General features: G+C 54.8%; 20 protein-coding genes. 16 read left to right on the forward strand and 4 right to left on the reverse strand.

Annotated elements, in window-relative coordinates; genetic code table 11:
- Nucleotide 1: 1 nt before the first annotated feature.
- Nucleotides 2-496 (reverse strand): LPS assembly lipoprotein LptE, encoded by a 495-nt coding sequence (gene lptE / locus Q1K07_RS03985; RefSeq protein ID WP_149284558.1) that lies wholly within the window; start codon nt 494-496, stop codon nt 2-4.
- 137 nt (nt 497-633) lie between these two features.
- A complete protein-coding gene (gene leuS / locus Q1K07_RS03990; protein WP_300308182.1) occupies nt 634-3,201 on the reverse strand; it encodes a leucine--tRNA ligase in 2,568 nt (855 codons plus the stop codon).
- A gap of 224 nt (nt 3,202-3,425) precedes the next feature.
- Between leuS and Q1K07_RS03995 the strand changes: the two genes are divergently transcribed.
- Nucleotides 3,426-3,956, forward strand: coding sequence for a zinc ribbon-containing protein (locus Q1K07_RS03995; RefSeq protein ID WP_300308185.1), 531 nt, complete (start codon nt 3,426-3,428; stop codon nt 3,954-3,956).
- Nucleotides 3,957-3,977: 21 nt separating this feature from the next.
- Here the strand turns inward: Q1K07_RS03995 and Q1K07_RS04000 are convergent, their stop codons facing one another.
- Together Q1K07_RS04000 and Q1K07_RS04005 are read right to left on the reverse strand one after the other, a co-directional pair.
- On the reverse strand, nt 3,978-5,372 hold the full coding sequence (locus tag Q1K07_RS04000) for a hypothetical protein (RefSeq protein ID WP_300308188.1): 1,395 nt from the start codon (nt 5,370-5,372) through the stop codon (nt 3,978-3,980).
- 10 nt (nt 5,373-5,382) lie between these two features.
- Complete coding sequence (locus Q1K07_RS04005) at nt 5,383-6,309, reverse strand: LysR family transcriptional regulator (RefSeq protein ID WP_300308191.1); 927 nt, start codon at nt 6,307-6,309, stop codon at nt 5,383-5,385.
- Between the two features lie 211 nt (nt 6,310-6,520).
- Here Q1K07_RS04005 and leuC point away from each other — a divergent pair, with 211 nt between their 5' ends.
- The 15 genes from leuC to Q1K07_RS04080 all read left to right on the forward strand — a co-directional run bounded on the left by leuC (nt 6,521) and on the right by Q1K07_RS04080 (nt 25,988).
- The gene (leuC, locus tag Q1K07_RS04010) at nt 6,521-7,963 is read left to right on the forward strand and encodes a 3-isopropylmalate dehydratase large subunit (protein ID WP_300308194.1); all 1,443 of its coding nucleotides are present in this window, start codon (nt 6,521-6,523) and stop codon (nt 7,961-7,963) included.
- A gap of 2 nt (nt 7,964-7,965) precedes the next feature.
- On the forward strand, nt 7,966-8,619 hold the full coding sequence (gene leuD, locus Q1K07_RS04015) for a 3-isopropylmalate dehydratase small subunit (protein ID WP_300308197.1): 654 nt from the start codon (nt 7,966-7,968) through the stop codon (nt 8,617-8,619).
- Nucleotides 8,620-8,664: 45 nt separating this feature from the next.
- Nucleotides 8,665-9,738 (forward strand): 3-isopropylmalate dehydrogenase, encoded by a 1,074-nt coding sequence (gene leuB, locus Q1K07_RS04020; RefSeq protein ID WP_300308200.1) that lies wholly within the window; start codon nt 8,665-8,667, stop codon nt 9,736-9,738.
- A gap of 191 nt (nt 9,739-9,929) precedes the next feature.
- Nucleotides 9,930-11,042, forward strand: coding sequence for an aspartate-semialdehyde dehydrogenase (gene asd / locus Q1K07_RS04025; protein WP_300308203.1), 1,113 nt, complete (start codon nt 9,930-9,932; stop codon nt 11,040-11,042).
- Between the two features lie 439 nt (nt 11,043-11,481).
- Nucleotides 11,482-12,594 carry a hypothetical protein gene (locus tag Q1K07_RS04030; protein WP_300308206.1) on the forward strand — a complete coding sequence of 371 codons (1,113 nt, stop codon included), beginning with the start codon at nt 11,482-11,484 and terminating at the stop codon, nt 12,592-12,594.
- A 470-nt stretch (nt 12,595-13,064) separates the two neighbouring features.
- Nucleotides 13,065-16,322: a CapA family protein gene (locus Q1K07_RS04035; protein ID WP_300308209.1), complete on the forward strand. Its 3,258-nt coding sequence runs from the start codon at nt 13,065-13,067 to the stop codon at nt 16,320-16,322.
- Nucleotides 16,323-16,618: 296 nt separating this feature from the next.
- Nucleotides 16,619-17,659 carry a tRNA pseudouridine(38-40) synthase TruA gene (gene truA / locus Q1K07_RS04040; RefSeq protein WP_300308212.1) on the forward strand — a complete coding sequence of 347 codons (1,041 nt, stop codon included), beginning with the start codon at nt 16,619-16,621 and terminating at the stop codon, nt 17,657-17,659.
- Between the two features lie 6 nt (nt 17,660-17,665).
- Nucleotides 17,666-18,313 (forward strand): phosphoribosylanthranilate isomerase, encoded by a 648-nt coding sequence (locus tag Q1K07_RS04045; RefSeq protein ID WP_300308215.1) that lies wholly within the window; start codon nt 17,666-17,668, stop codon nt 18,311-18,313.
- Between the two features lie 220 nt (nt 18,314-18,533).
- Nucleotides 18,534-19,556: an acetyl-CoA carboxylase, carboxyltransferase subunit beta gene (gene accD / locus Q1K07_RS04050; RefSeq protein WP_300308218.1), complete on the forward strand. Its 1,023-nt coding sequence runs from the start codon at nt 18,534-18,536 to the stop codon at nt 19,554-19,556.
- A 9-nt stretch (nt 19,557-19,565) separates the two neighbouring features.
- Nucleotides 19,566-20,885: a bifunctional tetrahydrofolate synthase/dihydrofolate synthase gene (folC, locus tag Q1K07_RS04055; RefSeq protein ID WP_300308221.1), complete on the forward strand. Its 1,320-nt coding sequence runs from the start codon at nt 19,566-19,568 to the stop codon at nt 20,883-20,885.
- Complete coding sequence (locus tag Q1K07_RS04060; protein WP_300308223.1) at nt 20,882-21,547, forward strand: SPOR domain-containing protein; 666 nt, start codon at nt 20,882-20,884, stop codon at nt 21,545-21,547. Before folC ends, Q1K07_RS04060 begins: the two co-directional genes overlap by 4 nt.
- Nucleotides 21,547-22,194, forward strand: a complete 648-nt coding sequence (locus Q1K07_RS04065) for a CvpA family protein (RefSeq protein ID WP_300308226.1) — start codon at nt 21,547-21,549, stop codon at nt 22,192-22,194. The genes Q1K07_RS04060 and Q1K07_RS04065 overlap by 1 nt, the downstream gene beginning before the upstream one ends.
- 125 nt (nt 22,195-22,319) lie before the next feature.
- Complete coding sequence (purF, locus tag Q1K07_RS04070) at nt 22,320-23,843, forward strand: amidophosphoribosyltransferase (protein WP_300308229.1); 1,524 nt, start codon at nt 22,320-22,322, stop codon at nt 23,841-23,843.
- 11 nt (nt 23,844-23,854) lie between these two features.
- Entirely contained in the window at nt 23,855-25,048 is a 1,194-nt protein-coding gene (locus Q1K07_RS04075; protein ID WP_300308231.1) for an O-succinylhomoserine sulfhydrylase, read from the forward strand.
- Between the two features lie 385 nt (nt 25,049-25,433).
- Nucleotides 25,434-25,988 carry a cytochrome b gene (locus Q1K07_RS04080; RefSeq protein WP_300308636.1) on the forward strand — a complete coding sequence of 185 codons (555 nt, stop codon included), beginning with the start codon at nt 25,434-25,436 and terminating at the stop codon, nt 25,986-25,988.
- Nucleotides 25,989-26,051 lie beyond the last annotated feature (63 nt).

Here is a 26,051-nt window from a genome sequence, read left to right on the forward strand (position 1 = left end):
TCTACGAACCCTGTAGCGAGCGCAGGCGCTCGATCATCTGGCGAACGGCCTCGCGGCGGGCATTTTCCAGGGCATCTTCACGGACATCATCCTGAGACAGCAGGTTGTCGCTGGCCAGGGAGTAGTCTTCCACGACCTCGACACTTTGCCGATCCTGCAGATAGGCATTGTCGGAAGTGCGTTGGATGGAATACGGCACATTGAGTACCAGTTGGCCGTCCTGGGTGCCGGAATCCAGGGTGCTGAGCTGGCGGTAGGAGGCGTTCTCCGCGCTGAGATTGAGGCGCAAGGGCGCATCGTCGCGAACCTGAACCCCGTAGTCTTCAAGGCGTTGCACCAGCATATCGGCGAAGGGGCCTTCGTTGCCGGCCACTGCCAGTTGTTCCAGCGTCAGTATGCCCCCTTCCTCCAGACCGCGGAGGTGGAAGCCACAGCCGGACAGTACCAGGGCGCCAGCGGCGGAAAGCGTCAGGCCGAGAAATTGACGGCGTTGCATGAAACCTCCTTGAGTCATTCGATCGCAAATCCTTGAGCCGAGTTGTCATCATGGACAACGGCCCGCTCGCGTGAACATCTGGTGGCTGATGTCTGGTCGTTCCACGAGCGGGCTGGCCTGGGCCCGTTGGCTACGAGTCAGTTGGCCACGATATTGACCAGTTTACCCGGTACCACGATCACCTTGCGTACGGTCTTGCCTTCGATATGACGTTGCACGTTCTCGCTGTCCATGGCCTGAGCCTCGACGGCATCCTTGCTTGCATCGGCAGCGACCTCGATGCGTGCACGCAGCTTGCCGTTGACCTGCACCACCAGCTCGACGCTGTCGCGGGCCAGGGCGGACTCATCCAGCTGCGGCCAGTTGGCGTCGATCACGGCTTCATCATGGCCTAGTTCTTGCCACAACGCATGGCAGGCATGCGGAGTGATCGGAGCCAGCAGCAAGATACAGGCTTCCACGGCTTCGCGAACAACCGCCAGTCCCTGTGGGCTGGTGTCGGTGAACTTGGAAATGGCGTTGGTCAGCTCCATCACCGCGGCGATGGCGGTGTTGAAGGTGGTGCGGCGGCCAATGTCATCACCTGCCTTTTGAATGGTCTCGTGGGTCTTGCGACGCAGTTCGCGCTGAGCGTCGTCGAGAGCGTTGACATCCAGGCTGCCCGGAGTGCCGGCTTCGATGTGCTCTGCCGCCAGGCGCCACAGGCGGCGCAGGAAGCGGTTGGCACCTTCGACGCCGGAGTCGGACCATTCCAGGGACTGCTCGGGCGGTGCGGCGAACATCATGAACAGGCGCACGGTGTCGGCACCGAAACGGTCGATCATGGACTGCGGATCGACGCCATTGTTCTTGGACTTGGACATCTTCTCGATGCCGCCCATTTCCACCGGCTGGCCGTCGCTGATCAGCGTGGCGCTGACCGGGCGTCCCTTGTCGTCGCGCTTGACCTCGACATCGGCAGGATTGAACCATTCCTTGCCGCCGTTGGCGGCGGTGCGATAGAAGGTCTCGGCGATCACCATGCCCTGGGTCAGCAGGCGCTTGAACGGTTCGTCTGATTCGACCAGGCCGAAGTCACGCATCAGCTTGTGGAAGAAACGGGCATACAGCAGGTGCAGAATGGCGTGTTCGATACCACCGATGTACAGGTCCACCGGCAGCCAGTAGTTGGCGCGCTCGTCGAGCATGGCATCCTGGTTGTCCGCGCAGCAGAAGCGAGCGTAATACCAGGAGGACTCCATGAAAGTGTCGAACGTATCGGTCTCGCGAATCCAGCCGTCACCCAGCTCGGAGAATTCCGGCATCTTCTTCAGCGGCGAGCCGGAAGCATCCACGGTGACTTCCAGAGGCAGGGCGACTGGCAACTCGTCATCGCTGAGCGGGACAGTCTGGCCTTCGGGGCCGTACTTGACCGGAATCGGAGCGCCCCAATAACGCTGGCGGGCGACACCCCAGTCGCGCAGACGGTAGTTGGTCTTGACCTCGCCATGACCCTCCTGCACCAGGTGCGCCGCAATGGCGTCGAAGGCTTGCTGGAAGTCGAGGCCATCGAACTCGCCGGAGTTGATCAGCTTGCCATGTTCGACGTAGGCCGCCTCGGACAGGTCCGGGGTGTTGCCGTTTTCGTCGGCGATCACCGCAGTGATGGGCAGGTTGTACTTGGTAGCGAATTCCCAGTCACGCTGGTCGTGGGCAGGTACCGCCATCACGGCGCCGGTGCCGTACTCCATCAGCACGAAGTTGGCGACATACACCGGTACGCGCTTGCCACTGAGCGGATGCACGGCGTCGAAGCCGGTCGGCATACCGCGTTTTTCCATGGTGGCCAGTTCGGCTTCGGAGGTGCCGCCCTGGGCGCATTCTTCAATGAAGGCGGCCAGTTCTGCATTGCCTTCGGCGGCTTTCTTCGCCAGCGGGTGGCCAGCAGCCACGGCCACGTAGGTCACGCCCATCAGCGTGTCCGGGCGAGTGGTATACACACGCAGCGGCTCGTCGTTTTCTACATCGAAGGCCAGCTCGACGCCCTTGGACTTGCCGATCCAGTTGCGCTGCATGGTCTTGACCTGCTCGGGCCAGTCGACCTTGTCCAGGTCGGCGAGCAGTTCATCGGCATAGTCGGTGATCTTGAGGAACCACAGCGGGATTTCCTTGCGCTCCACGGGCGCGCCGGAACGCCAGCCACAGCCATCGATGACCTGTTCGTTGGCCAGAACGGTCTGATCGACCGGATCCCAGTTCACGGTGGACATCTTCTTGTAGACCAGGCCTTTCTCCACCAGCTTGGTGAAGAACCACTGCTCCCAGCGATAGTAGTCGCTGTCGCAGGTGGCGAACTCGCGGTTCCAGTCGTAGGCGAAGCCGAGCGCCTTCAACTGCGAGCGCATGTAGTCGATGTTTTCGTAGGTCCACTTGGCTGGCGGAACCTGATTCTTGATGGCCGCGTTTTCCGCCGGCATGCCAAAGGCATCCCAGCCCATGGGTTGCAGCACGTTCTTGCCTTGCATGCGCTGGAAGCGCGATACCACGTCGCCGATGGTGTAGTTGCGTACATGCCCCATGTGTAGCTTGCCGCTGGGATAGGGGAACATCGACAAGCAATAGAACTTTTCGCGACTGGCGTCCTCAATGGCTTTGAAGCACTGGTTCTTGTTCCAGAATTCCTGGGCGTCGCGTTCGATGTCGTGGGGCTTGTACTGGGCGTCCATCGCGGTCTACAGGTACCTTGCAAGTCAGGCGCGCTGGAGTGTCAGCGCGCAGGGAAATGGAGTGCAACCAGCGGTGGCAGAGGCTGCCTGAGGGGCTCAGGTCTTCCACGCCAACTCATCGGTGCAGTAATGATGCCCGCAAGGATACCCCAGCAGCCAGGGATAGGGCTATGGTAGGGAGTGAACCCAGTGACAGTCATGAAGTGTCCAAGGAGAGAAAAATGATGAGCGAGCGACCCGATGGCGGTTCTGATCATCGTCTGCGCAAAGGTTATGAACGCATGCTGTCTCGGCTCCGGGAAGGGGCGGATGAACTGACCTGGGACAATCTGCAGCGCGACCTGGATGAGGCAGTCGAGTTCGAGGCAGAACTGGAGGAATACACCAAGGATGAACTGGCGCTGATGCGCGCCTGGCTCGAGCGAGACCTCAAGGACATGCGTCGTTATCTTGCTGCTGGAGGCGAGGGTGTGGCCAGTTGGCTGGGTATCGACCTGACGATCCTTTCACGCAAGATCGTGGACTCGCTTCTATCCATTGCGGATCGCAGTGTGGTCGAGCGTGAACAACTGGAGGATGACCTCGAAGCCTCCCGAGCGGACTATGCCGCTGGTGAAATGGCGGTGCCCGGGAGGATGATGTGTGTTCATTGCGATGCCGTGGTGGAACTGAATGATGTCACGCGCATCGAGCCGTGCCATCAATGTGGACACCGCTACTTTGTGCGGGCTGGTGACGTGTCCTCGCGTCCTTGATGCCACTTGTCCGGATGTCGCTCAACCTGTGCTGTTGGCAAGGCAGGTGATGGCAACCATGACCAGCAGGGACATGAACAGGGCGTAGAACAGGTTATTGCGCATCATGCGATAGCCGCTGATGCCATAACGTCCCTGCAGCGACAGGTTGGTCCCCGAAAGGGGGCCAACGGCAGTGCCGACACCCCAGGATGCCAGAGCGACGAAGCCGAACAGATTCTGGTTGATGCTGCCCAGGTCAAGCATGGAAGCCAGGACCGAGACACCGATGATCGGGTGCAGGCCGGCGATGGCACTGGCCACGATACCTAGGAAGCTCAGTATGGCAGCGCTGGTATCGAAGACCGGGAAGAGTGTCCAGTTGCCCTGGGTCGCAGCACTGACCAGGCTGGACATGCCCTTGGTCAGCAGCCCCGCACACAGGAACAGGGTGATTTCCCCACGCATGGCGGGCAGGCGGAAATAACGATGGCGCTGGATGCGTTGACGCAGTACCAGGGTGCCGCGAAACAGGTTGGCCAGCACGGCAATGCCGGGCATCAGGAAAGTGATGATCGCCACGATGGTCAGGTTCGGGGTGATCAGATAGTGGAACAGCAGGACCAGTGCGGCCATGCCGGCAGGCATCAGCAGGCTACGCGGTGATAGGGAAAAGCCCGGAGTGGTGGAAACATCGAAGCGGCGCGATAGCTCGATGATACTGAACAGCCCACCAAGCAGTGCCACCGGGAGTCCCACCACGACCATGGTGGTGAAGCGAATGTCCGGTGTCAGGCTGATGACCACCCCCATGGCGGCAAAGAAGGGGGACCACATGGCGGCGCTGCACAGGCCTCGGTTCAATGCCAATAACTGTGGGTCGCTCAAGGGACCGCGGCGCTCCAGGCGATCCCCGATGACGAACATGGTAGACAGGTTGAGAATGGCACCGAGCAGATGAACCCCCAGCCAAGTGCCGATCAAGCCACGCTTGCCCGTGATGGGCGGCCCTTTGGGCTGGCTTTCCTGGGGCGGTCGGCCAATCAACGAGATGAAACTGACCCCCACCAGCATGGTTACCACGAAAGTATTGCCATCCAGTACATGCCAGGCGTCGATGTCTCCGCCGTATATCAGCTTGGCAGCCAGCAGCATCACCACACCGAGCCCTGCCAGGATGCCGGCCTGCCACTGATTGCGCCGTGGGATGTCCGGCCACAGGGTAATGGCACCGCTCCATAGCAGCAGGCTGACAAGGGGCGAGGGCAGCCAGGGAAGCATGAAAGATGCGATCTGAAGCACCAGGCCTGTCAGTATCAGCCAGCCTCCCAGCCGATGACGTAGCGAGGGCAAGGGGACCTCGGGCTGGCTCGAGGCAACCTGAGCGGCAGGTGAGGCATGTTCCGGCAGTGTGGAAGAGGGCGATTCGGTGGTCATCCTTGGCACGTCATGTGGTAAGTGTGGGCAGGTCCCAATCGATCGCTTCGCCGTCACGCGCCGCGTCAAGACGCTCCAGCATGGAGCGGGCGGCATTGGAAAGCGTTCGCTCGCGATGCACGAGATAGCCCAATGGGCGCCGAATGGGGGCAATGTTCACTGGCAGACGAACCAGGTCATGGCGGGCCACATCTTCTTCCACCATGCGCTCTGGCAGCAGGCTCCAGCCGAGGCCAGCATTGACCATCATCTTGAGCGTTTCCAGATAATTCGTCGACTGGCCGACCTTGAGTTGCAGGCCGTGGGAGGCCAAGTGTTCGTTGATCAGCTGGCGCGTAAAGGTCAAAGGCCCAGGCAGCACAGCATCATGTTGACATAATAGCGCGAGTGACAACTCTTGCTGTTGGCTCAGAGGATGATTGCTGCAGGCGACGAACCACAGCTGGTCGATCCACAAGGGTACTACACGAAGTTGAGGGTCGGGATGTGCAGCCAAGGTAACGATGGCCATCTCGATGTCGCCATCGAGCACCCCTTGATAGGCTTGCTCGGAGTCAAGAAAGCGCAGGTCCAGGCGTACATCGGGAAAATCCTGCACGTAGGCCGACAGGATGGGTGGCAATCGGTGCAGGCCGATATGGTGACTGGTGGCCAGGATCAGCTCCCCCCCGACATCACCACTCAAGTTGCCCAGAGCCCGGCGGCTGTCATCCACCATGACCAGAATAGCCCGAGCGCGAGGCAGCAGCATGTGCCCAGCTTCGGTCAAGGTTACCTTGCGGCCGATACGGTCGAAAAGGCGTGCCCGGATCTGGCCTTCCAGGCCGGCGATACGCTTGCTTACCGCAGGTTGAGTCAGGTGCAGTTGCTCGGCCGCACGTGAGAAACTACCGCTGTCTGCCACGGCAAGAAAGGCCTGCAGGCTTTGCGTGTCCATGCCTTACACTCCGCTTCTATTATGACTATTCCCTTTGGGAATTGATTGAATAAATAACATGAATTGATTTTATTTGTCAGTGGGGAGAGACTCTTCTACATCCAGACTTTCTTCAAACCAAACAACGCCCGCCTGGATGTCCGGCTGCGAGCAGTACGTAGACATCCCGTCGACATTTAAAGAGAGGCTCAAGCCTCCGGAGGAGAAACCCATGAGCCAGACGTTATATGACAAGTTGTGGCAGCAGCACCTGGTCAAGGAGCGTGACGATGGTACTGCGCTGATCTACATCGACCGCCAGTTGCTCCACGAAGTGACCTCTCCCCAGGCCTTTGAAGGCCTGCGTCTGGCTGGGCGTCAGCCCTGGCGCCTCGACGCCAACCTGGCGACGCCGGACCATAATGTTCCAACCACCGTGAAGGAGCGTGCCGAAGGCAACAGCGGGATCAAGGATCCGGTGTCCCTGATCCAGGTGCAGACCCTGGATGACAACTGCGAAGCCTTTGGCATCGAGGAATTCCGCATCAATGATCCGCGCCAGGGCATCGTGCATGTGGTCGGCCCGGAACAGGGCGCGACCTTGCCCGGAATGACCGTGGTCTGCGGTGACTCGCACACCGCCACGCATGGCGCCTTCGCGGCTCTGGCTCATGGCATCGGTACTTCCGAGGTCGAGCATGTGCTGGCGACTCAGTGCCTGCTGGCACAGAAGATGAAGAACATGCAGGTTCGCGTGGAAGGCGAACTGGGCCAGGGTGTGACCGCCAAGGATGTGGTGCTGGCCATCATCGGCGAAATCGGTACCGCAGGCGGAACTGGCTATGCCATCGAGTTCGCTGGCAGCGCCATCGAGAGTCTGTCGATGGAAGGTCGCATGACGGTCTGCAACATGGCCATCGAAGCCGGTGCCCGTGTCGGCCTGATTGCCGTGGATGACACCACCATCGAATATCTCAAGGGACGTCCCTTTGCTCCTCAGGGTGAGCAGTGGGAGGCCGCCGTGGCCGATTGGCGTCAGCTCAAGTCCGATGACGGGGCGGCCTTCGACAAGGTGGTGACACTGGATGCTGCCGCCATCGAGCCGCAGGTCAGTTGGGGTACCAGTCCCGAGATGGTCACAGGCGTCAGTGGTGAAGTGCCTGATCCGGCCAAGGCCGGCGATGACACGGCACGCAGTGGTATCACCCGTGCACTTGAATACATGGGGCTGTCACCGCGCCAGAAGATCACCGACATTCGCCTGGACAAGGTGTTCATCGGTTCCTGCACCAACTCCCGTATCGAGGATCTGCGCGAGGCAGCGCAGGTCGCGAAAGGGCGCAAGGTGGCCGACAGCATTCAATTGGCCATGGTGGTGCCTGGTTCTGGTCTGGTGAAGCGTCAGGCCGAGGAAGAAGGGCTGGACAAGATCTTCATCGCGGCAGGTTTCGAGTGGCGCGAGCCAGGCTGTTCCATGTGCCTGGCGATGAATGCCGACAAGCTTGGTGCCGGTGAACACTGTGCTTCCACTTCCAACCGCAACTTCGAAGGCCGCCAGGGCTACGGTGGGCGTACTCACCTGGTCAGCCCGGCCATGGCGGCGGCTGCGGCCATTGCTGGACACTTCGTCGATGTGCGTACCTTCGATTCCTCTGCCGCTCGCCAGGAGGCCTGATCATGAAAAAGTTCGAACGACTCGATGGCATCGTGGCACCGCTGGATCGGGCCAATGTCGATACCGACCTGATCATTCCCAAGCAATTCCTCAAGTCGATCAAGCGCACCGGCTTTGGTGTCAACCTGTTCGATGAACTGCGCTATCTCGACGAAGGTCAGCCAGGCCAGGATTGCTCGAAGCGTCCGATCAATCCGGACTTCGTGCTCAATCAACCGCGTTATCAGGGTGCCAGCGTGCTGCTGGCCCGCCGCAACTTCGGTTGTGGCAGTTCCCGTGAACACGCCCCCTGGGCGCTGGAAGATTTCGGTTTTCGTGTAGTGATCGCCCCAAGTTTTGCCGACATCTTCTACAACAATGCATTCAAGAACGGCATCCTGCTGATCACTCTGGACGAAGGGCAGGTTGATCGCCTGTTCGGTGAGGTGGCGGACAATGAAGGCTACCGTCTTGATGTGGATCTCGAAAATCAGCGCATCACCACGCCGTCTGGCGAGATTCTCGAATTCGATGTCGACCCGTTCCGCAAGCACTGCCTGATCAACGGTCTCGACGATATCGGCATCACGTTGCAGAACGAAGACGACATCCGTGCTTTCGAGGCCCGTCATCGTGCCGCGCGCCCTTGGTTGTTCCGTGACGGTGCTGGCGCCTGAGGAAACGTTTCCTCTGATATAAGCAGAATTTCAAGGATATTGGATATGACACGCAAGATTCTCGTTCTCCCCGGCGATGGCATCGGGCCTGAAATCACGGCCCAGGCGGTCAGAGTGCTGGAGGCCTGTCAGGCACTTGGGCTGGATGTCGAGGTGGAGCAGTCGCTGGTCGGTGGCAGTTCCTATGACGTGCACGGTGTGCCACTGTCCGAGGAAACACTGGCCAAGGCCAAGGCGGCCGATGCCATTCTGTTGGGTGCCGTGGGCGGCCCGAAGTGGGATACGATCGAGGATCTTTCCAAACGCCCGGAAAAAGGCCTGTTGGGGTTGCGCAAGGAACTCGGCCTGTTCGGCAACCTGCGTCCGGCCATTCTTTATCCGCAGCTGGCAGAGGCGTCCACGCTCAAGCCTGAAGTGGTGTCCGGCCTGGATATCATGATCGTGCGTGAACTGACGGGCGGTATCTACTTCGGTCAGCCGCGTGGCATCGAAGAGCGTGATGGCCAGCGAGTAGGCTTCAACACCTACGTCTACAGCGAAAGCGAAATCGAGCGTATCGGTCGAGTGGCCTTCGAAATGGCCCAGAAGCGCAACAAGAAGTTGTGCAGCGTCGACAAGGCCAACGTGCTCGAAGTCACTATCCTGTGGCGTGAAGTCATGGAGCGCCTGGCGCCTGAATATCCGGACGTCGAACTGTCGCACATGTACGTGGACAATGCGGCCATGCAGCTGGTTCGCGCGCCGAAGCAGTTCGATGTGGTGGTTACCGGTAACATGTTTGGTGACATCCTTTCCGATGCTGCGGCCATGCTGACGGGCTCCATCGGCATGCTGCCGTCCGCATCGCTCAATGAGCGTGGGCAAGGCATGTACGAGCCGTGTCATGGCAGTGCTCCGGACATTGCCGGTCAGAATGTAGCGAATCCGCTGGCTACCATTCTATCCGTCGCCATGATGCTGCGTTATTCTCTCGATGAAGCGGCATTGGCCGAGCGCATCGAGGCTGCCGTAGGCAAGGTGCTGGACGAAGGGCTGCGCACGGCCGATATCGCCAGCTCTGGCACGCGTCAGGTATCCACCACTGAGATGGGAGATGCGGTGCTGGCGGCGCTGCAGTAAGAGGCGGTAAGAGGCGGTAAGAAAAAGCGTGCAGTAAGGAAAAGTGAGAGAAAAGACGAGGAAGAAAGCTTTCCACGTGTTTCTATCATTTTCAGCTATTAGCTAAGAAAGATCGATTCCAGGCGCTTCCCTGAAGGGAGGCGCTTGTTTCTGTATAATATAGGGCTCACTTGAATTTTGGAGGACTTCACATGTTGAAGGTCGGTTTCGTCGGATGGCGTGGCATGGTGGGCTCTGTGCTCATGCAGCGTATGGTGGAGGATGGAGATTTCAACGGCATTGAGCCGATCTTCTTCACCACATCCCAGGTCGGCCAGACCGGTCCCGACGTTGGTGTGGACGTGCCTCCGCTGAAAGACGCCTTCGACATCGAAGCGCTCAAGGCGCTGGATGTGGTAGTGACCTGCCAGGGTGGTGACTATACCAAGCAAGTCTACTCCGACTTGCGTGGTAGTGGCTGGAAAGGCTATTGGATCGATGCTGCCAGCACCCTGCGCATGGAAGATGAAGCCACCATCGTGCTGGATCCGGTCAACCGCAACGTCATCGATGCCCAACTGGCCGCTGGCGCCAAAACCTTCATTGGTGGCAACTGCACCGTCAGCCTGGCGCTGATGGGACTCGGCGGTCTGTTCGAAGCCGATATGGTCGAGTGGATGACTTCCATGACCTATCAGGCGGCTTCCGGCTCTGGCGCCAAGCATATGCGCGAGCTGCTCTCCCAGATGGGCGCGCTGCGCGACACTGTTGCCGACGAACTCAAGGATCCGGCCAGTGCCATCCTCGATATCGATCGCAAGGTGACAGCCGCCATGCGCTCTGGCGATTTCCCCACCGACAACTTCGGCGCGCCCCTGGCGGGCAGCCTGCTGCCATGGATCGATACCAAGCTCGACAGTGGCCAGAGCCGTGAAGAGTGGAAGGGTGGCGTCGAGACCAACAAGATTCTCGGTCGCATGGACAACCCGGTGCCGATCGATGGCTTGTGTGTGCGTATCGGTGCCATGCGTTCCCATAGTCAGGCATTCACCATCAAGCTCAAGCAGGACGTGCCGCTGGACGAGATCGAAGAGCGTATTGCCACCCATAACGATTGGGTCAAGGTGATCCCCAACGACAAGGACGCCACCATCGCTGGCCTGACGCCGACTGCTGCGACTGGCACTCTGTCTGTGCCAGTAGGCCGCCTGCGCAAGCTGAGCATGGGTGGCGAATACCTGTCTGCGTTCAGTGTTGGTGACCAACTTTTGTGGGGTGCAGCCGAGCCCCTGAAGCGTATGCTGAAGATCCTGCGCGAGCAGTAAATCAAAACCTGAAGAACAGGGTTTTACTCTGAAAGGGGCGCCGCGATAGCGGCGCCCCTTTTTTGTCTCATGATTTCAGCGGATATGTTGCAGGCGCTGCCAAGACGGCAGGTGTCATAAGTTCGAGAAACCTATAAGCAGGAGCAGGCCTATTACGTCTACATCAGCATAATATGCGCGATATTGATTAGTAATTCATGATTGATTCCTGCTGTTTAGTGTATTTTATAAATTCCTGAATGTTCCTTTTTGCAGAAAAACATCTTATGTGGTTGTAAGTCTTTCTTGAGTTATAAAAGTTTAGATGACTGATTAATATGTATTAAATTTTACCCTTTTAGGCGTATTATCCTAAAGTAAAAGATGGCTGGATTATGACAAGCCTATAATTTCAATGTGAGCTGGAGGTGTTTATAAATAAAAATAGGAAGTCATGATCATGATGAAGTTGAATGATAGTAATAATCGTGTTGGCAACATGGTTAAATGTGTATGTTTGTTGATGGTGGTGGGTTTTTCTAGCGCCAAGAGTTATGCATATAATCTTCCTTCCTGTGGTGTCAGTTCTATCGATTTATCAAAATTTAATCAATATGAGGACCCACATCCTCTCCTATATTTGGATGAGAGATATAACTCTGGTGTATTCAGGATTTTTTATACAAAAAAAGGGATGCATGCTATAAAAGACACAAGAGATGATGATAGGAGTGGGGTTCCTGATTATATCGAAAATATAGCGATTCAGGCTAATGCAGCATATGATATATACAATAGCTTAGGATTTAAAAATCCTCTAAACAGTTCGGCATTTAATGGTGCAAAATATATTGGGATATCGGTTTATGATTTGGAAGGATATAACGGTTTATCATACGATAAGGCATGGAGTTATCCAAAACATCCTTTAATAGGTCAAGACTGTGGATTACAAATCCGTTTATCCAATAATATGCGAGGGTTTCCTGGAACCTGGTCAATCCCTGCTCACGAGTTGTTTCATTTGTATCAATATGGTTATGCGAGAATGAAACCGACGTGGTATCTGGAAGGTATGGCCAGGTGGGCTGAACAAGCGATTCGTGACAGTACGCCATATAGAGATGGAAAAATGTATCTGCCCAGCACCCAAAATGAGGTCAAGAATGAAGTCTTTTGTGAGAGTTATGATGTTAATAGGCTATTTGGGAGGTTGTCGGTGATTACAGGAAGTGGATATGGAAGTATTCCACTTCCTGGCTCATTAGATGAAATGACTTACATTAATCATGATATGGTGGTTAAGGATAATAGATTTAAAGGTGTTAGTTTCGTTAAAAAAGTTTTGGATAGAATGAGTAAGGAAAGTGATATTATCTCTGCTGAAAAAGGATGGAACCCTTATCAGTGGAAGGAGAGTGATCAGAAAAGCCTTGAGTTTTATTGGCCGGTAATAGATGTCATAAAAAATGCACTACGAGCATCGGATTATTTTCCTTATGAAGACGAAGTTGAAAGTTTTTTATCAGTTAAGCCTTTCCCCTTTTTCAATAAAGAAACTGAATGTCCCTAGAAATTAAAGAGGAACAATAATACTTTAAGATATAGTAAGGCTAGGCTGCCTCCTCGCAGTCGAGGAAGCCATCGTTTGATGTGAATAAACGAGGCTTCCTCTTTCGGGTAGGGAGTAGGCCCATAATTATGCTGAACTGGCTGCCTTTGACATGATTTTAGCATAAACAACATGACATAGAGTATCTGGATATCTTATAAATTATATGTCTTGTTGTCGACTGGGTTACTGTTGTAAAGTTTGCCATAATCAAAATATTTGACGCTTTTTTATATAAATTTCTAATCATCGAGTTGCTTATTTTTCATATATTTTACGAGGTTCCATTGTTGTGATTATGGTTATCTATACCGACATTTATAACAATATGCCACATGTTTTGTTTTTTGTGCTTTCAGATTTTGTAACATCATGATGTTACATGGTTTATAAAAGCAATGATCACGTGTCAATCAAGTAAGGGATAAAACATGAATAAAAAATTTATAGAAGAAATGTTTGATGGTTACTGGTACAGGCTTCCTAACGAAGGATGGAAGGCTTCTACTATCGGAATATTTCCTGCTCAGCATTGGGGGAAGGAAACACTATTCTTTGCTATGGATAAGGAGACATGGACGCGGGGATCTGGAAATAGAGGGGATTATATAAAAAATTATATAGATACTCATGTGTCAATTGTAAAATATCAGAGTTACGTTGCTGGAGTTGTTGCGCAAAGACCCATAGAGGAACTGGATGAAAACATTCCCCAATTTATTGTTAAAAATTCATATGATGATTTTAAAAAGCTTTCTGAAGTGGTTAGGCGAAAGTTTTATGGAAAAGTAGTAGCCATCACGGGAACGGTAGGAAAAACATCGACAAAAGATGCTATTTCTAGAGCTCTTTTATCTACTAATAATGTAGTGTTTTCAAAAGGAGGGAGTAATTGCAGGACATCAGTAAGGCTGACTCTGGCGAATGCTGCCTTATTGGGAGCGGAGTATGCTGTTATTGAAACAGCTGTATCTGCGTTATGGACACGTGACGGCGGGCTTGGGCCATTCCTAAAAGCAGATATTGCCGTGGTAACACATGCAGATGTTGGGCAAAAGGGGCTCACTGCGAGACAAACTGCCCAATACAAGGCAAGAATTGCTAATGGAATGTCTCCTGCGGGGACAGTGGTGGTGAATAGAGATATCGACTGCTACTATTTTCTGTGCAAAGAAATTCGAAAAAATACCAAAAGTGCTCGTATTGTTAGCTATGGGGTTCACCAAAGTTCTGATATTCATATAGAAGCATTCTGCGTTACCGATACTGCTGGAAAACTAACACTGAAAACCGATGCTGAGAAAGTAACGCTTAATATTCTGGATGTTGACAATGGGAGTGCATCTAACTTAGCGGCAAGCTTTTCGGTGTTGAGGTCCTTAGGTCTTGATGTATCTCGATATATACAAATTTTGGAAACTCGGCCATCAAGAAAGTTTTATTTTGAGAAGGTTAATCTTTCTTGGAAAGGAAACAGTGCTGTACTGATAGATGATAGCTACAATGCAGAGCTTGCGTCGATGCTTAATTCTATTGATGTGTTCAAACGTCAGAGCCGCTTATATAGAGGCAAGAAAGTTATTGTTGCAGGAGAGATATATAACCTACAGAAAAGATCTCCTGAGGTCCATACTATTTTGGCGAAGAATTTAGCACTCAGTGGTGCAGATAAAGTCTATTTCTTTGAAAGCTATGGTGATGCAGGAAGAACTTTAATGGAAAACCTTCCAGAATCCATGCAAGGTGGGTATTATACGAGTCCTGAATTATGTTCTTTTGCTGTTGCAAAAGAATTGACAGATGACTCATTTGTACTTTTCAAGGGGTCTAGAAGAGCAAGTGAATTTCCAAGAGTAAGAGATATTCTTGAAAATAAAATTTCTGCTATAATCGATAATGAAAGTGGTAGTGCTCACTATGTGTCTTTAGTTGACTTATCAAAAGGAGAGATATTAAAGGATGTTGGAAGCACAGAGGTCTCTGGCGATATTGGAATAGGTAATCTCATCATCATATATGAAGTGCTAATGCGTCTGTCAATGCAAAAAATAAAATTAGAGGATACTGTTACAGTTGATATTCTTCCTTCAAAGAATAATACGGCATCCAGAGCAATAGGGTTGAAATACGGTGATAAGATCTCTCTCTACTATTTGCTGATGTTTGCGGTAAATCGCAATTCTCCAGACGCTATCCTGGCTTTGGCTGAGTACATATTTGGTTCCAATCGGTCAGCTATGTTGGGGGTTAAAGATTTCGCGAAGAAAAATAACCTATCTGCTGATTGTACTCATAATATATCTGGTAGAAGTCTTTCTAATAAGAGGCAGATGTTTTTTCATCGCGACCTTGTCATTATGGCAAGACTATTTTCTACTTTGCCTTTAGAGTATTTGTCCCTGATTCAACATAAAGATATTTTCTACGAGGGTCGTGTATATTCTCCAGAGCATCAAATATCACGCACCGGGAATATCTATGGTGGAATATTTTGGGGCGAGAATAATCAGCATGCACTGATTCTGGTGAGGCGTGATTCACGCTGGTATGCCGCAATAGCGATAAGTTGTAGTGATCACTTCGGTGTTGAGTCTAACGTTATGTCTTTGCTGGATGATGCTTTTATCGGCGAGCCTGAAAGTTGTCTTGAACCGGTAAAGGAAATGGAGTCATCATGCATTAATATAATAGGGGATACCTATTTTGGTGAAAGCTATACTCGAAAAAGGCTGCGTACAGGACAGAAAGATGCGTTAACTACATATGGGTATGCGCATTCATTTAAAATGATATCCTCTTTATTCAGAAAACAGGATTTTAATATTGTCAACTTTGAGGCAGTATTCGTCAATGGACATGAAACCCCATTGAGAGGAATAAAAAGTTTTATTCTCGATGCCAATGCGAAGAAATCTATCACCGAATTGAAGGATAATAATATAAAGTGCGTGACGTTGGCCAATAATCACTTGATGGATTATGGGGCAGGGGCATTGAAATACACTCTGGATGAGTTTCAGAATAATAATCTTGTGTCTATAGGAGCGGGACTGAATCATCGGCACGCGAGCCGTCCTATCATTCTGAATTATGGCGGCGTTGAAGTAGCCATTTTTAATGGTTACTGGTATCGGAGACCTGCTTTTGTTCGATACGGTAATTATGCGCTAGGTAACCAGCCGGGAGTATGTTGCATAACTGGCGGGATGACGGAAAGGATGCGAAAATTTCGCTTGAAACATCCTAACACCCTTATTATCGCCATTGCTCATTGGGGGGTAGACTTTAATTTTGTTGATAAGTATCAGGTTCAATGTGCAGAGGCCATTGTTGCCGCTGGAGCAGATGTTGTAATTGGTCACGGTCCTCATATGATGCAGTCGGTGAGGAAGATTAATACCAAGCCAGTCATCTATAGTATTGGAAATGGCGTATTTAATAGCAACGGAGAGTACGATAAGCGTGGTATGCCTCCTTATGGGTTTGTCGTAAGGCTGGATGTTGTAGATAGAATTATTCGTCTTTACCCTATATTCACCAATAATCTTAGAACTTTTTGGCAACCGAACTTTGTTAGTGATGCACAAATGGATGAGGTTGTGTCGTGGCATGATAAATGGCGAAGTGGTATTGGTCAGAATGATGCGAAAAGAGATGAATTAGGTCACTACTTTGTCATTGATTTCTAGGGTTTTTACGAAAATCGCTGAGTGCTGATTAGGTCACCTACTATTTCTTGCACGGATAATCCAAGTGGGCCGTAAGGTTGAATTGATCGACAGTAGCAACATGGCAAGACGATTTGGCAGCTTTACGACTCACTGGGGGAAGGAGTGCAAGGTGTCTAAGCGCTGCTTACACCCGGGATAGGCTTTGACTGGGTATCTTTTACTGAAGGTCGAGCAACGTACCAAACTAGCCTCTGGCTGGCGGAAAGAGGATAATGTTCTGGCGATTCACCAGACCTTGATGACAAGCAGGCGGCATGACCCTTTTTTACCACCTTGATGAACGAACCCCTCTGAAAGGCCGTCTGGCGCTTTCTGTCGAATACGATGGCACCCACTACTGTGGTTGGCAGCGTCTCAAGCATACGGCATCGGTACAGGGCGCGGTGGAGGATGCCCTGGCCAGAGTGGCGGGGGCACCGGTCACGGTACATTGCAGCGGGCGCACGGACTCTGGTGTCCATGCGACCCGGCAGGTGGTGCATTTCGATCCACCTGCGCAGCGTTCTGAAAAAGCGTGGGTCTTCGGTGGCAATGCCAATCTGCCCAAGGACATTGCCATTCGCTGGGTACGTGAAGTGCCTGATGAATTCCATTCTCGCTTCAAGGCGCTGGCGCGGCGGTATCGCTATGTGATTCTCAATCAGCCGAGTCGGCCGGTGCTGGAACGGGCCAATGCCACCTGGTGCCGCGACCCCCTGAATGCGGAAGCCATGCATGAGGCCGCGCAAGCCTTGGTGGGAGAGCACGACTTCTCCAGCTTCCGCGCGGCGGGCTGCCAGTCCAAGACCCCATGGCGCCACCTGCATTTCATCGAAGTACATCGCCATGGTCCCTTGGTGGTGATCGATATTCAGGGCAATGCCTTCCTGCACCATATGGTGCGCAATATCGCTGGAGCCTTGATCACGGTAGGTCGTGGAGAACAGGGCAGCGATTATATGGCACGCCTGTTGGCATTGAAGGATCGCACCCAAAGCGACGTCACTGCTCCCGCCTGTGGCCTGCACTTCGTCGATTCCATCTACGATGAGTCCTGGAACCTGCCGCAGGAACCACTGGGTCCCAATCTGCTGGCGTTTCTGGGCGAGTGGACGGGCCAGCGGCCGTTACCGGATTGCCCCATGGTGGAATTCCGTCGAGGCCGGCCGGTGGCAGAAGAACGCTTGGCGGCCTGGAAGGCGGGCAAGCGCGTGGGAGGCGACATGGATGAACATGGCAATGTCGATGACGCTACGGAATTCGACAGTCCAACTGCTGCGCAACGGCAGAAGCCGGAACCGGACACGAAGGAGTAAAGGCGCATGGCCAACGATATGCACGATGAGCCTGTTCGCACTCGGGTGAAGTTTTGTGGTTTCACCCGCTCGGATGATGTCGATGTCGCCGTCAGGCTGGGGGCAGATGCCCTGGGTTTCGTGCTGTGGTCGGGAAGCAAACGCGGGATCGACCAGCACACGCTGGCCATGCTGGCATCGCGTGTGCCCGCTTTTGTCACGCGAGTGGGTCTGTTCGTGAATCCGTCCAGAGAAGAGGTCGAGTGCTGTCTTCCGCACCTGGATCTGTTGCAGTTTCATGGAGATGAATCTCCTGAGTTCTGTGTGCAGTTCAGTCGCCACTGGATCAAGGCTCTGCGCATGAAGGATGACCTTGACCTGTACCAGGCTGCCGAGGACTACCGTGATGCACGTGGACTGCTGCTCGATGCCTATCGCCCAGGCGTGCCTGGTGGCACCGGGGAGACGTTCGACTGGTCGCGGATTCCCAGTGATTTGCCAAAACCTGTTATCCTCGCTGGCGGATTGTCGGCGGATAATGTAGCGGAAGCCATTTCCCGGGTAAGACCCTTTGCCGTGGATGTTTCTGGTGGTATCGAGTCTGCGCCGGGTCTCAAGGATGCCGCTGCCATGCGGGCCTTCATCAGCGCTGTGAAGCGCATGAGTGGTTTCTGAGCCTGAGCACAAAGGCGATGGAAAAGGTTACGGTGAACTGACCTACCCATTACCCGGAGCGAGCCGCTACAATAAGCGCCCAACACGTCTGGATATCTATTGTCTTTCCCGGTACGGGGAGGTGGACGCCACCGATGAAACATCGGGATGGTTCCGGACAACCGATTCGAATACGTTGCAGGCCTGTTTCTGCGACCGCATTTAATGGAAGACTTCTGAGATGAGCTGGTTAGACAAGATTGTGCCCTCGGTGGGCCGCATTCAGCGCAAGGAGCGACGGGCTAGCATACCGGATGGCCTGTGGCGCAAGTGTCCCAAGTGCGAATCGGTGCTTTATCTCCCTGAGCTCGAGAAGAACAGCAATGTCTGTCCCAAGTGTGACCATCATCTGCGCCTGACAGCACGCAAGCGTCTGGACTGGTTCCTCGACAAGGAAGGGCGTGAAGAGATTGCGGCTGACCTGGAGCCAGTGGACCGTCTCAAGTTCCGCGATTCCAAGAAGTACAAGGACCGCTTGAATGCGGCCCAAAAGGAGACCGGTGAGAAAGATGCACTGGTTGCCATGCGCGGTACCCTGGATGGTCTGCCGGTGGTGGCCGTGGCCTTCGAGTTCACCTTCATGGGTGGTTCCATGGGCGCAGTGGTCGGCGAGAAGTTCGTGCGTGCTGCCAGCCTGGCCCTGGAAGAAAACCTGCCATTGCTGTGCTTCTCTGCCTCTGGTGGCGCGCGCATGCAGGAAGCCCTGTTCTCCCTGATGCAGATGGCCAAGACATCCGCGGCACTGGAGAAGCTTCGCCTGGCGGGGGTGCCATACATCTCTGTGCTTACCGATCCGGTGTTCGGTGGCGTCTCGGCGTCCCTGGCCATGCTCGGTGACCTGAACGTGGCCGAGCCCAATGCACTGATTGGTTTTGCCGGACCGCGCGTCATCGAACAGACGGTACGCGAAAAGCTGCCGGAAGGCTTCCAGCGCAGTGAGTTCCTGCTGGAGCATGGCACTGTCGACATGATTCTGCATCGTCACCAGATGCGTGAGCGCCTGGGTGCAGTGCTGCGCAAGCTGACGGGACAGCCAGCCATTGGCGTGTCCGATGATGAAGCAGTGGGTGATGTTGAGGTCGGTGGCAACGAAGTGCCGGGCGATGGAGTGCTGGTGGCAGATAGCGTTGTTGACAGTTCGGTAGAACATGCCAGCACTGACGCGTCCAAGGACGCTGAGCCTTCCTCTGATAAATCGCGTTGATCTTTCGCCATGACTGACGATGCTCCCATGACCCTCGATGCCTGGCTTGCCAGGCTCGAGGCTGCTCATCCCGTGGGTATCGACCTGGGGTTGGACCGAGTGTCCAAGGTGGCTGAGCGAATGGGCCTGCTGCAGGCACCTATTGCTGAGCGGGTCATTACCGTCGCGGGTACCAATGGCAAGGGCTCGACGGTCGCCATGCTTGAATCGCTGGCCCTGAAGCATGGGCTGAGCGTGGCGGCCTACACCTCTCCTCATTTGATTCGTTACAACGAGCGCCTGCGCCTTGATGGGGTAGAAGCCGATGATGAACTGCTGATGGCGGGCTTTGCTGCCGTGGAGCAGGCTCGGCTGCAGCAGGAGCCGGTCAGCCTCACCTATTTTGAAGTCGGCACCCTTGGGGCGCTCTGGGCCATTGCCCAGAGCCGTCCGCAACTGGCGGTGCTTGAAGTCGGCCTGGGTGGGCGCCTGGATGCGGTCAATGTGATCGATCCGAATGTGGCGGTCGTTACCACTGTGGCTCAGGATCATGCTGCTTTTCTGGGTAACGATATTCAGGTCATCGGTCGCGAGAAGGCCGGCATCATGCGCAGTGACCGGCCAGCGGTCCTGGGTAGTCAGACATTGCCTCGGAGCGTGCATGAACATGCCGCGCAGATCGGTGCTCGAGTACATGCCCTGGGCCAGGATTTCAACCATCAAGGCAAGGAAACATGGGCCTGGCGGGGGCGGGATGCCTTGCAGGCACAGATAGAGCTTGTCGATCTTCCAGACCCTCACCTCCCCAGGGACAATGCGGCCACCGCGCTGCAGGCCTTTGTCCTGTGTGATATCGCTGTGCAGGCTGATGCCTGTCGACGTGCCTTTGCTGAGGTGCAACTGGCAGGGCGAATGCAATGGCATGGACAGTGGTGCCTGGATGTGGGACACAATCCTCATGCTGCCGAGTATCTGGCCCGACGCCTTGGGGAGTGCTCAGGGCTACGAGGCTCGGGTCGCCTGCTGGCCCTGCTCGGCATGCTCGATGACAAGGATGCCGAAGGCGTCATGGCGGCCCTGGCACCGGTCGTCGATGCCTGGGTGACGGTATCATTGTCGGGAGAGCGTGGTCGTAGTGCAGAGGATCTTGCGCAACGTTTGGAACATCGGGGGTTGACGGTGTTGCATTGCGCTGATGATCCTCTGGCTGGAGCCGAATGGCTGGAGGCCCATATGGAGGAACAGGACCAGGTGCTGGTGACAGGGTCCTTCCTGACGGTTGGTGCCATACTGCAACAATGGCAAACCGAGGCCGGAGAACGGCCTGCGTCCATTGAGGGAGCAAGATGAAATACGGAATGCGTGAGCGGGTCAGCGGCGTCATTATCGTGATTGCCTTGGCAGTGATCTTTGTCCCCTTGCTGTTCAGCGACCCGGAATCCCCCAGGGATGAGCGCCCGGATCCGGTGCTGACCATCGATCAGCCGGTAGAGGTCGAACATCGCGATGTTCCTGAACCAACCCCGCCTGACGGGTTGGGGCAGATACTTCAGCCTGAGGATGTTACCTCGGCAGGCTCCGCGCAGGATGGCAATCGTGAGGATGAGGCGCGTGGCCAGAAGAGTAGCGACACCGCTCAGTCATCCGACACGCAATCGTCTCGTTCATCAGAACAGGACAATGCAGCGCAACAGGATTCTCCCACTCGTGATCCGATTGCAGAACTGGCCAAGGCGGCCGAGCAGCGTTCCCAGTCGCAGGCCAGCAGCACCAATACCGGAGGTGGTGGATGGGCGGTGCAGGTCGGCAGCTTTGGTGAAGCTGCCAATGCTGAACGCCTGCTGGGCGAGCTGCGTGAGTTGGGGTATCCCGCTTTCACGCGTGCACGTGGCAATAATTTGACCACGGTGTATGCAGGGCCGTTTGGTGCATCTGGAGATGCACAACGCGTCGTCAGTGAGCTCAAGGCCAAGATCAATCAACAAGGTCTGGTGGTGAGGGTGGATAGTTGATGCTGGCAACATGGGTGGATTGGGTCTTTGTTGCGATACTGGCATTGGCGGTGGCGGCAGGGTTTGTGCGAGGTCTGGTTCGCGAGGCACTGGGTCTTGCCAGTTGGATTGTGGCGTTGCTGGTAGCCCGGGCATTTGCGACGCCTCTGGCTGACCATCTGGCGCCTTGGATCGATAGCCCAGATGGCCGACTGATCACTGCTTTTGTGGCGCTGATCATTGTCACCATTCTGGCTTCCGGCATATTGATTCGCATGTTGCAGGCGGCAGTGGAGTGGGTCGGAGCGGGATTCCTCAATCGTCTGACAGGAGCCGCGTTCGGTGGCATCAAGGCGGCCGCAGTGCTCTGTCTTGTCACGGTTCTGATCGGCTTCACTCCGCTGCAACAACTCAGTGCCTGGCAGGATGCTGCCGTTCGTCCGCAATTCGAGCAGTTGAGTGCCTGGGCACTTGGCCAGTGGGACGAATTCGGAGGGCAACTGCCCGAACTTCCTGAAGCATTGCGTCAGGCTCCGCCATCTGAAGAAGCCCCTATGCAGGAAACCCCTATGCAGGAAATGCCCACGGAAGAGGGTACAATGCCAGAGGAACCGGCGACGAATACAGTGACCGAGGGCCAGGTAATAGCCCCCGATAGCACCAGCTAAGGAAATGGCGAGCGGCTGCAGCACGTTTTTTTGCAGAGCGTTTATGCAAGAAGCCGCGCATTTCTGGAAAAGATGTTTCTCGCGTCGTCCCGTGACGGCGTATCAAGGCAAGCGAGGTAAGGTGAATGTGCGGTATCGTCGGCCTGATGGCCAATCAGGCGGTTAACCAGGCAATCTATGATGCCCTGACGGTGCTTCAGCATCGTGGTCAGGACGCTGCCGGGATGATGACCTGGAATGAAGGTCGTTTCCTGCTGCGCAAGAGCAATGGCCTGGTGCGCGATGTCTTCCACACTCGTCATATGGCGCGTCTGAAAGGCAACCTCGGGATCGGCCATGTACGTTACCCGACTGCGGGATCTTCCAGTGAGGCAGAGTCGCAGCCGTTCTATGTCAACTCACCTTACGGTATTTCGCTGGCCCACAACGGCAACCTGACCAATGCCGACCAGATCAAGCAAGAGCTGTTCTCCTCTGATTTGCGCCATATCAATACCAGCTCAGACTCGGAAGTGTTGCTCAACGTTTTCGCCCACGAACTGGGCAAGCAAGGGCCGCATCTGCAGCCGGGCGACATCTTTGACGCTGTACGCCGTGTTCATCGTCGTTGTCGTGGTGGTTATGTCGCCGTGGCGATCATCAATGGCGTGGGCATGGTGGCCTTCCGCGATCCTTGCGGCATTCGTCCGGTAGTGTTCGGTACCCGCCAGACAGAAGAGGGCCAGGACGTGATGATCGCCTCCGAATCCGTGGCGCTTGATGTTGGCGGATTCCAGCTGGAGCGAGATCTGGCTCCGGGCGAAGCCATCTTCGTCGACATGAATGCTCAGATTCATACCCAGCAGTGTGCCGACCGGCCGCAACTGGTGCCCTGCATCTTCGAGCATGTCTATCTGGCCCGTCCTGACTCCTTGATGGATGGCGCCTATGTCTACGGTACTCGCCTGATGATGGGGCGCAAGCTGGCCGATCGGATCAAGAGCGAGTGGCCGGACCATGATATCGACGTGGTCATTCCGATTCCGGATACATCGCGGACCTCTGCACTGGAGCTGGCCCAGCACCTGGGGGTGACCTACCGCGAAGGGTTCATGAAGAACCGCTATATCGGGCGGACGTTCATCATGCCTGGCCAGACGCTGCGCAAGAAATCCGTGCGCCAGAAGCTCAATGCTATCGATGTGGAGTTCAAGGGCAAGAACGTACTACTGGTGGATGATTCCATCGTGCGTGGTACGACCTGCAAGCAGATCATCCAGATGGCCCGCGAAGCGGGTGCCAACAAGGTCTACTTTGCCTCTGCCGCGCCGCCCGTGCGTTACCCCAACGTCTACGGTATCGACATGCCGGCCGCTTCCGAGTTGATTGCCCATGGGCGCACCGAAGAGGAAGTCGGGGAGCTGATCGGCGCTGATCGCATTGTCTATCAGGATCTGGATGACCTGAAGAATGCCTGCCGGGAAGTCAATCCGGCCCTGGATGAGTTCGACTGTTCTGTCTTCGATGGTGCCTATATCACGGGTGACATCGATGCGGCCTATCTCGCTGACCTGGAAGCGTCGCGCAACGATATTGCCAAGCAGGAGCAGAGCGCGGGTGACCATGCGTTGGTCGGAATGCATAATCAGGACGATGATATCGACGATTAAGGACGCGACCCATGCACGACGATTTCAGTGCCGATGGCTGGGGTATCGAGACCCTGGCAATTCGTGCCGGACATGATCGGACCCACGAGCAGGAACATGCCGAGCCGATTTTCCCGACTTCGAGCTTCGTCTATGGCAGCGCCGCTGAGGCGGCGCGCAAGTTTGCGGGTGAGGAACCGGGCAATATCTACTCGCGTTTCACCAATCCGACGGTACGTACTTTTGAAAAGCGTCTGGCAGCCCTTGAAGGAGGCGAGCGTTGCGTAGCGACCAGTTCGGGGATGGCGGCAATCCTCTCTACCGCGCTGGCACTGCTCAAGGCGGGCGATGAGATCGTTGCATCACGTTCACTGTTCGGTTCGACGGTCAGTCTGTTCGACAAGTACCTGGGCAAGTTCGGCATCACCACGCGTTATGTGGAACTGTCGGATATGAGTGCCTGGGAAGCCGCCATGACGCCGGCTACCAGGCTGCTGTTTGCCGAGACTCCGTCGAACCCGCTCTCCGAAGTGGTCGATATTCCGGCGCTTGCCGAAATCGCCCGGCGCCATGATGCGCTGCTGGCGATCGATAACTGCTTCCTGACACCCGTGCTGCAGCGCCCCATTCAGCTGGGGGCGGATCTGGTCATTCATTCCGCCACCAAGTATATCGATGGACAAGGGCGAGCCATTGGTGGGGCAGTGGTCGGACCGGACAAGTTGCTGGAAGAAGTGTTTGGCGTGGTACGTACCTGCGGCCCATGCCTCAGTCCGTTCAATGCCTGGATTTTCACCAAGGGCCTGGAAACCCTGGGGCTACGCATGAAAGCGCATTCAGCTTCTGCACTGGAGCTGGCACGTTGGCTGGAAGCTCACCCCGCGGTGGAACGCGTCCATTACAGTGGCTTGGAAAGTCATCCGCAGCATGCGCTGGCCAAGCGACAGCAGGATGGCTTTGGCGCCGTTCTCGGGCTGGAAGTGAAAGGTGGTCGTGAGGGTGCCTGGAGCGTGATTGATGCTACCCGGCTGCTGTCCATTACCGGCAATTTGGGCGATGCCAAGACCACTATCACGCATCCGGCCACCACGACACATGGTCGTTTGTCCGATGCACAGAAGGCCAGCGCAGGGATTGCCGATGGCCTGATCCGGATTGCCGTAGGTCTTGAGAGCCTTGACGATATCAAGGCCGACCTTTCCCGCGGCCTGGATGCCCTGGCGTAATCACAGGCACTGTGTTTCTGGCGCCATGTTGCTTCGGAGATGAACAGGCGCAAGTTCAGAATTAGCAGTGATAGTTCTGACAGAGTAGTGAAAGCTCTGACACAGTAGTGAAAGCTCTGACACAGTAATGAAAGTGAAACCCTCGACCTTGCACCAAATATCAAGGTCGAGGGTTTTTCATTGCCTGGTCTTCGTACTCCAATAGGTGCCATACGTAAATTCCGAATCATTCGTCCATAATTTTTCAACGGTTAGGTGCATTTGATTGGGTTAAGATCGATTTCATCGATAAGATCGTGATGTTTGACGAGATTCTGATCCATTATGGAATTTTGACCCATTATGGAATTCTGACTTAACAGCGTGAACTCATGTGAGGCTGATGATGTGGCGAAACACCCGTAGTGGTTGGGGATTGGTGAGTATTCTCCTGCATTGGCTGAGTGCGATTGCCATTATCGGCCTGTTTGTCATGGGGTGGTGGATGACCGGGTTGGACTACTATAGTCCCTGGTATCACGATGCTCCCTGGTGGCATCGCAGCATCGGTATCCTGATATTGTTTGCCACCCTGTTTCGCCTGCTATGGCGCCTCATGCAACCGACACCCCATGCTCACGGCGGCTCTATTGAGCGTAGTGCAGCTGCCCTCGGCCATCTTGCTCTCTATGTATTGATACTGGCGGTACTGATCAGTGGCTATCTGATCTCCACCGCGGAAGGCAAGGGGATCTCGGTGTTCGGTTGGTTCGAGATGCCGCCACTGATCAGTGGTCTTTCCGGGCAGGCCAGTTGGGCGGGAGCTGTTCATTGGTATGCGGCGGTGGTGCTGATCGTGCTGGCTGCAGGCCATACTCTGGCGGCATTGAAGCACCACCTGATGGATCGTCAGGACACCTTGAGGCGTATGATCAACCCCAGGCATGCGCGCCGGGGGTGATGACAGGCGACTGTGTTTTCTAGCGTGACTGTTTGCTAGCGTGACTTTTGCAGTGAAGTGAAA

It is taken from the genome of Halomonas sp., from assembly GCF_029263665.1.
Classification (GTDB): Bacteria; Pseudomonadota; Gammaproteobacteria; order Pseudomonadales; family Halomonadaceae; genus Halomonas.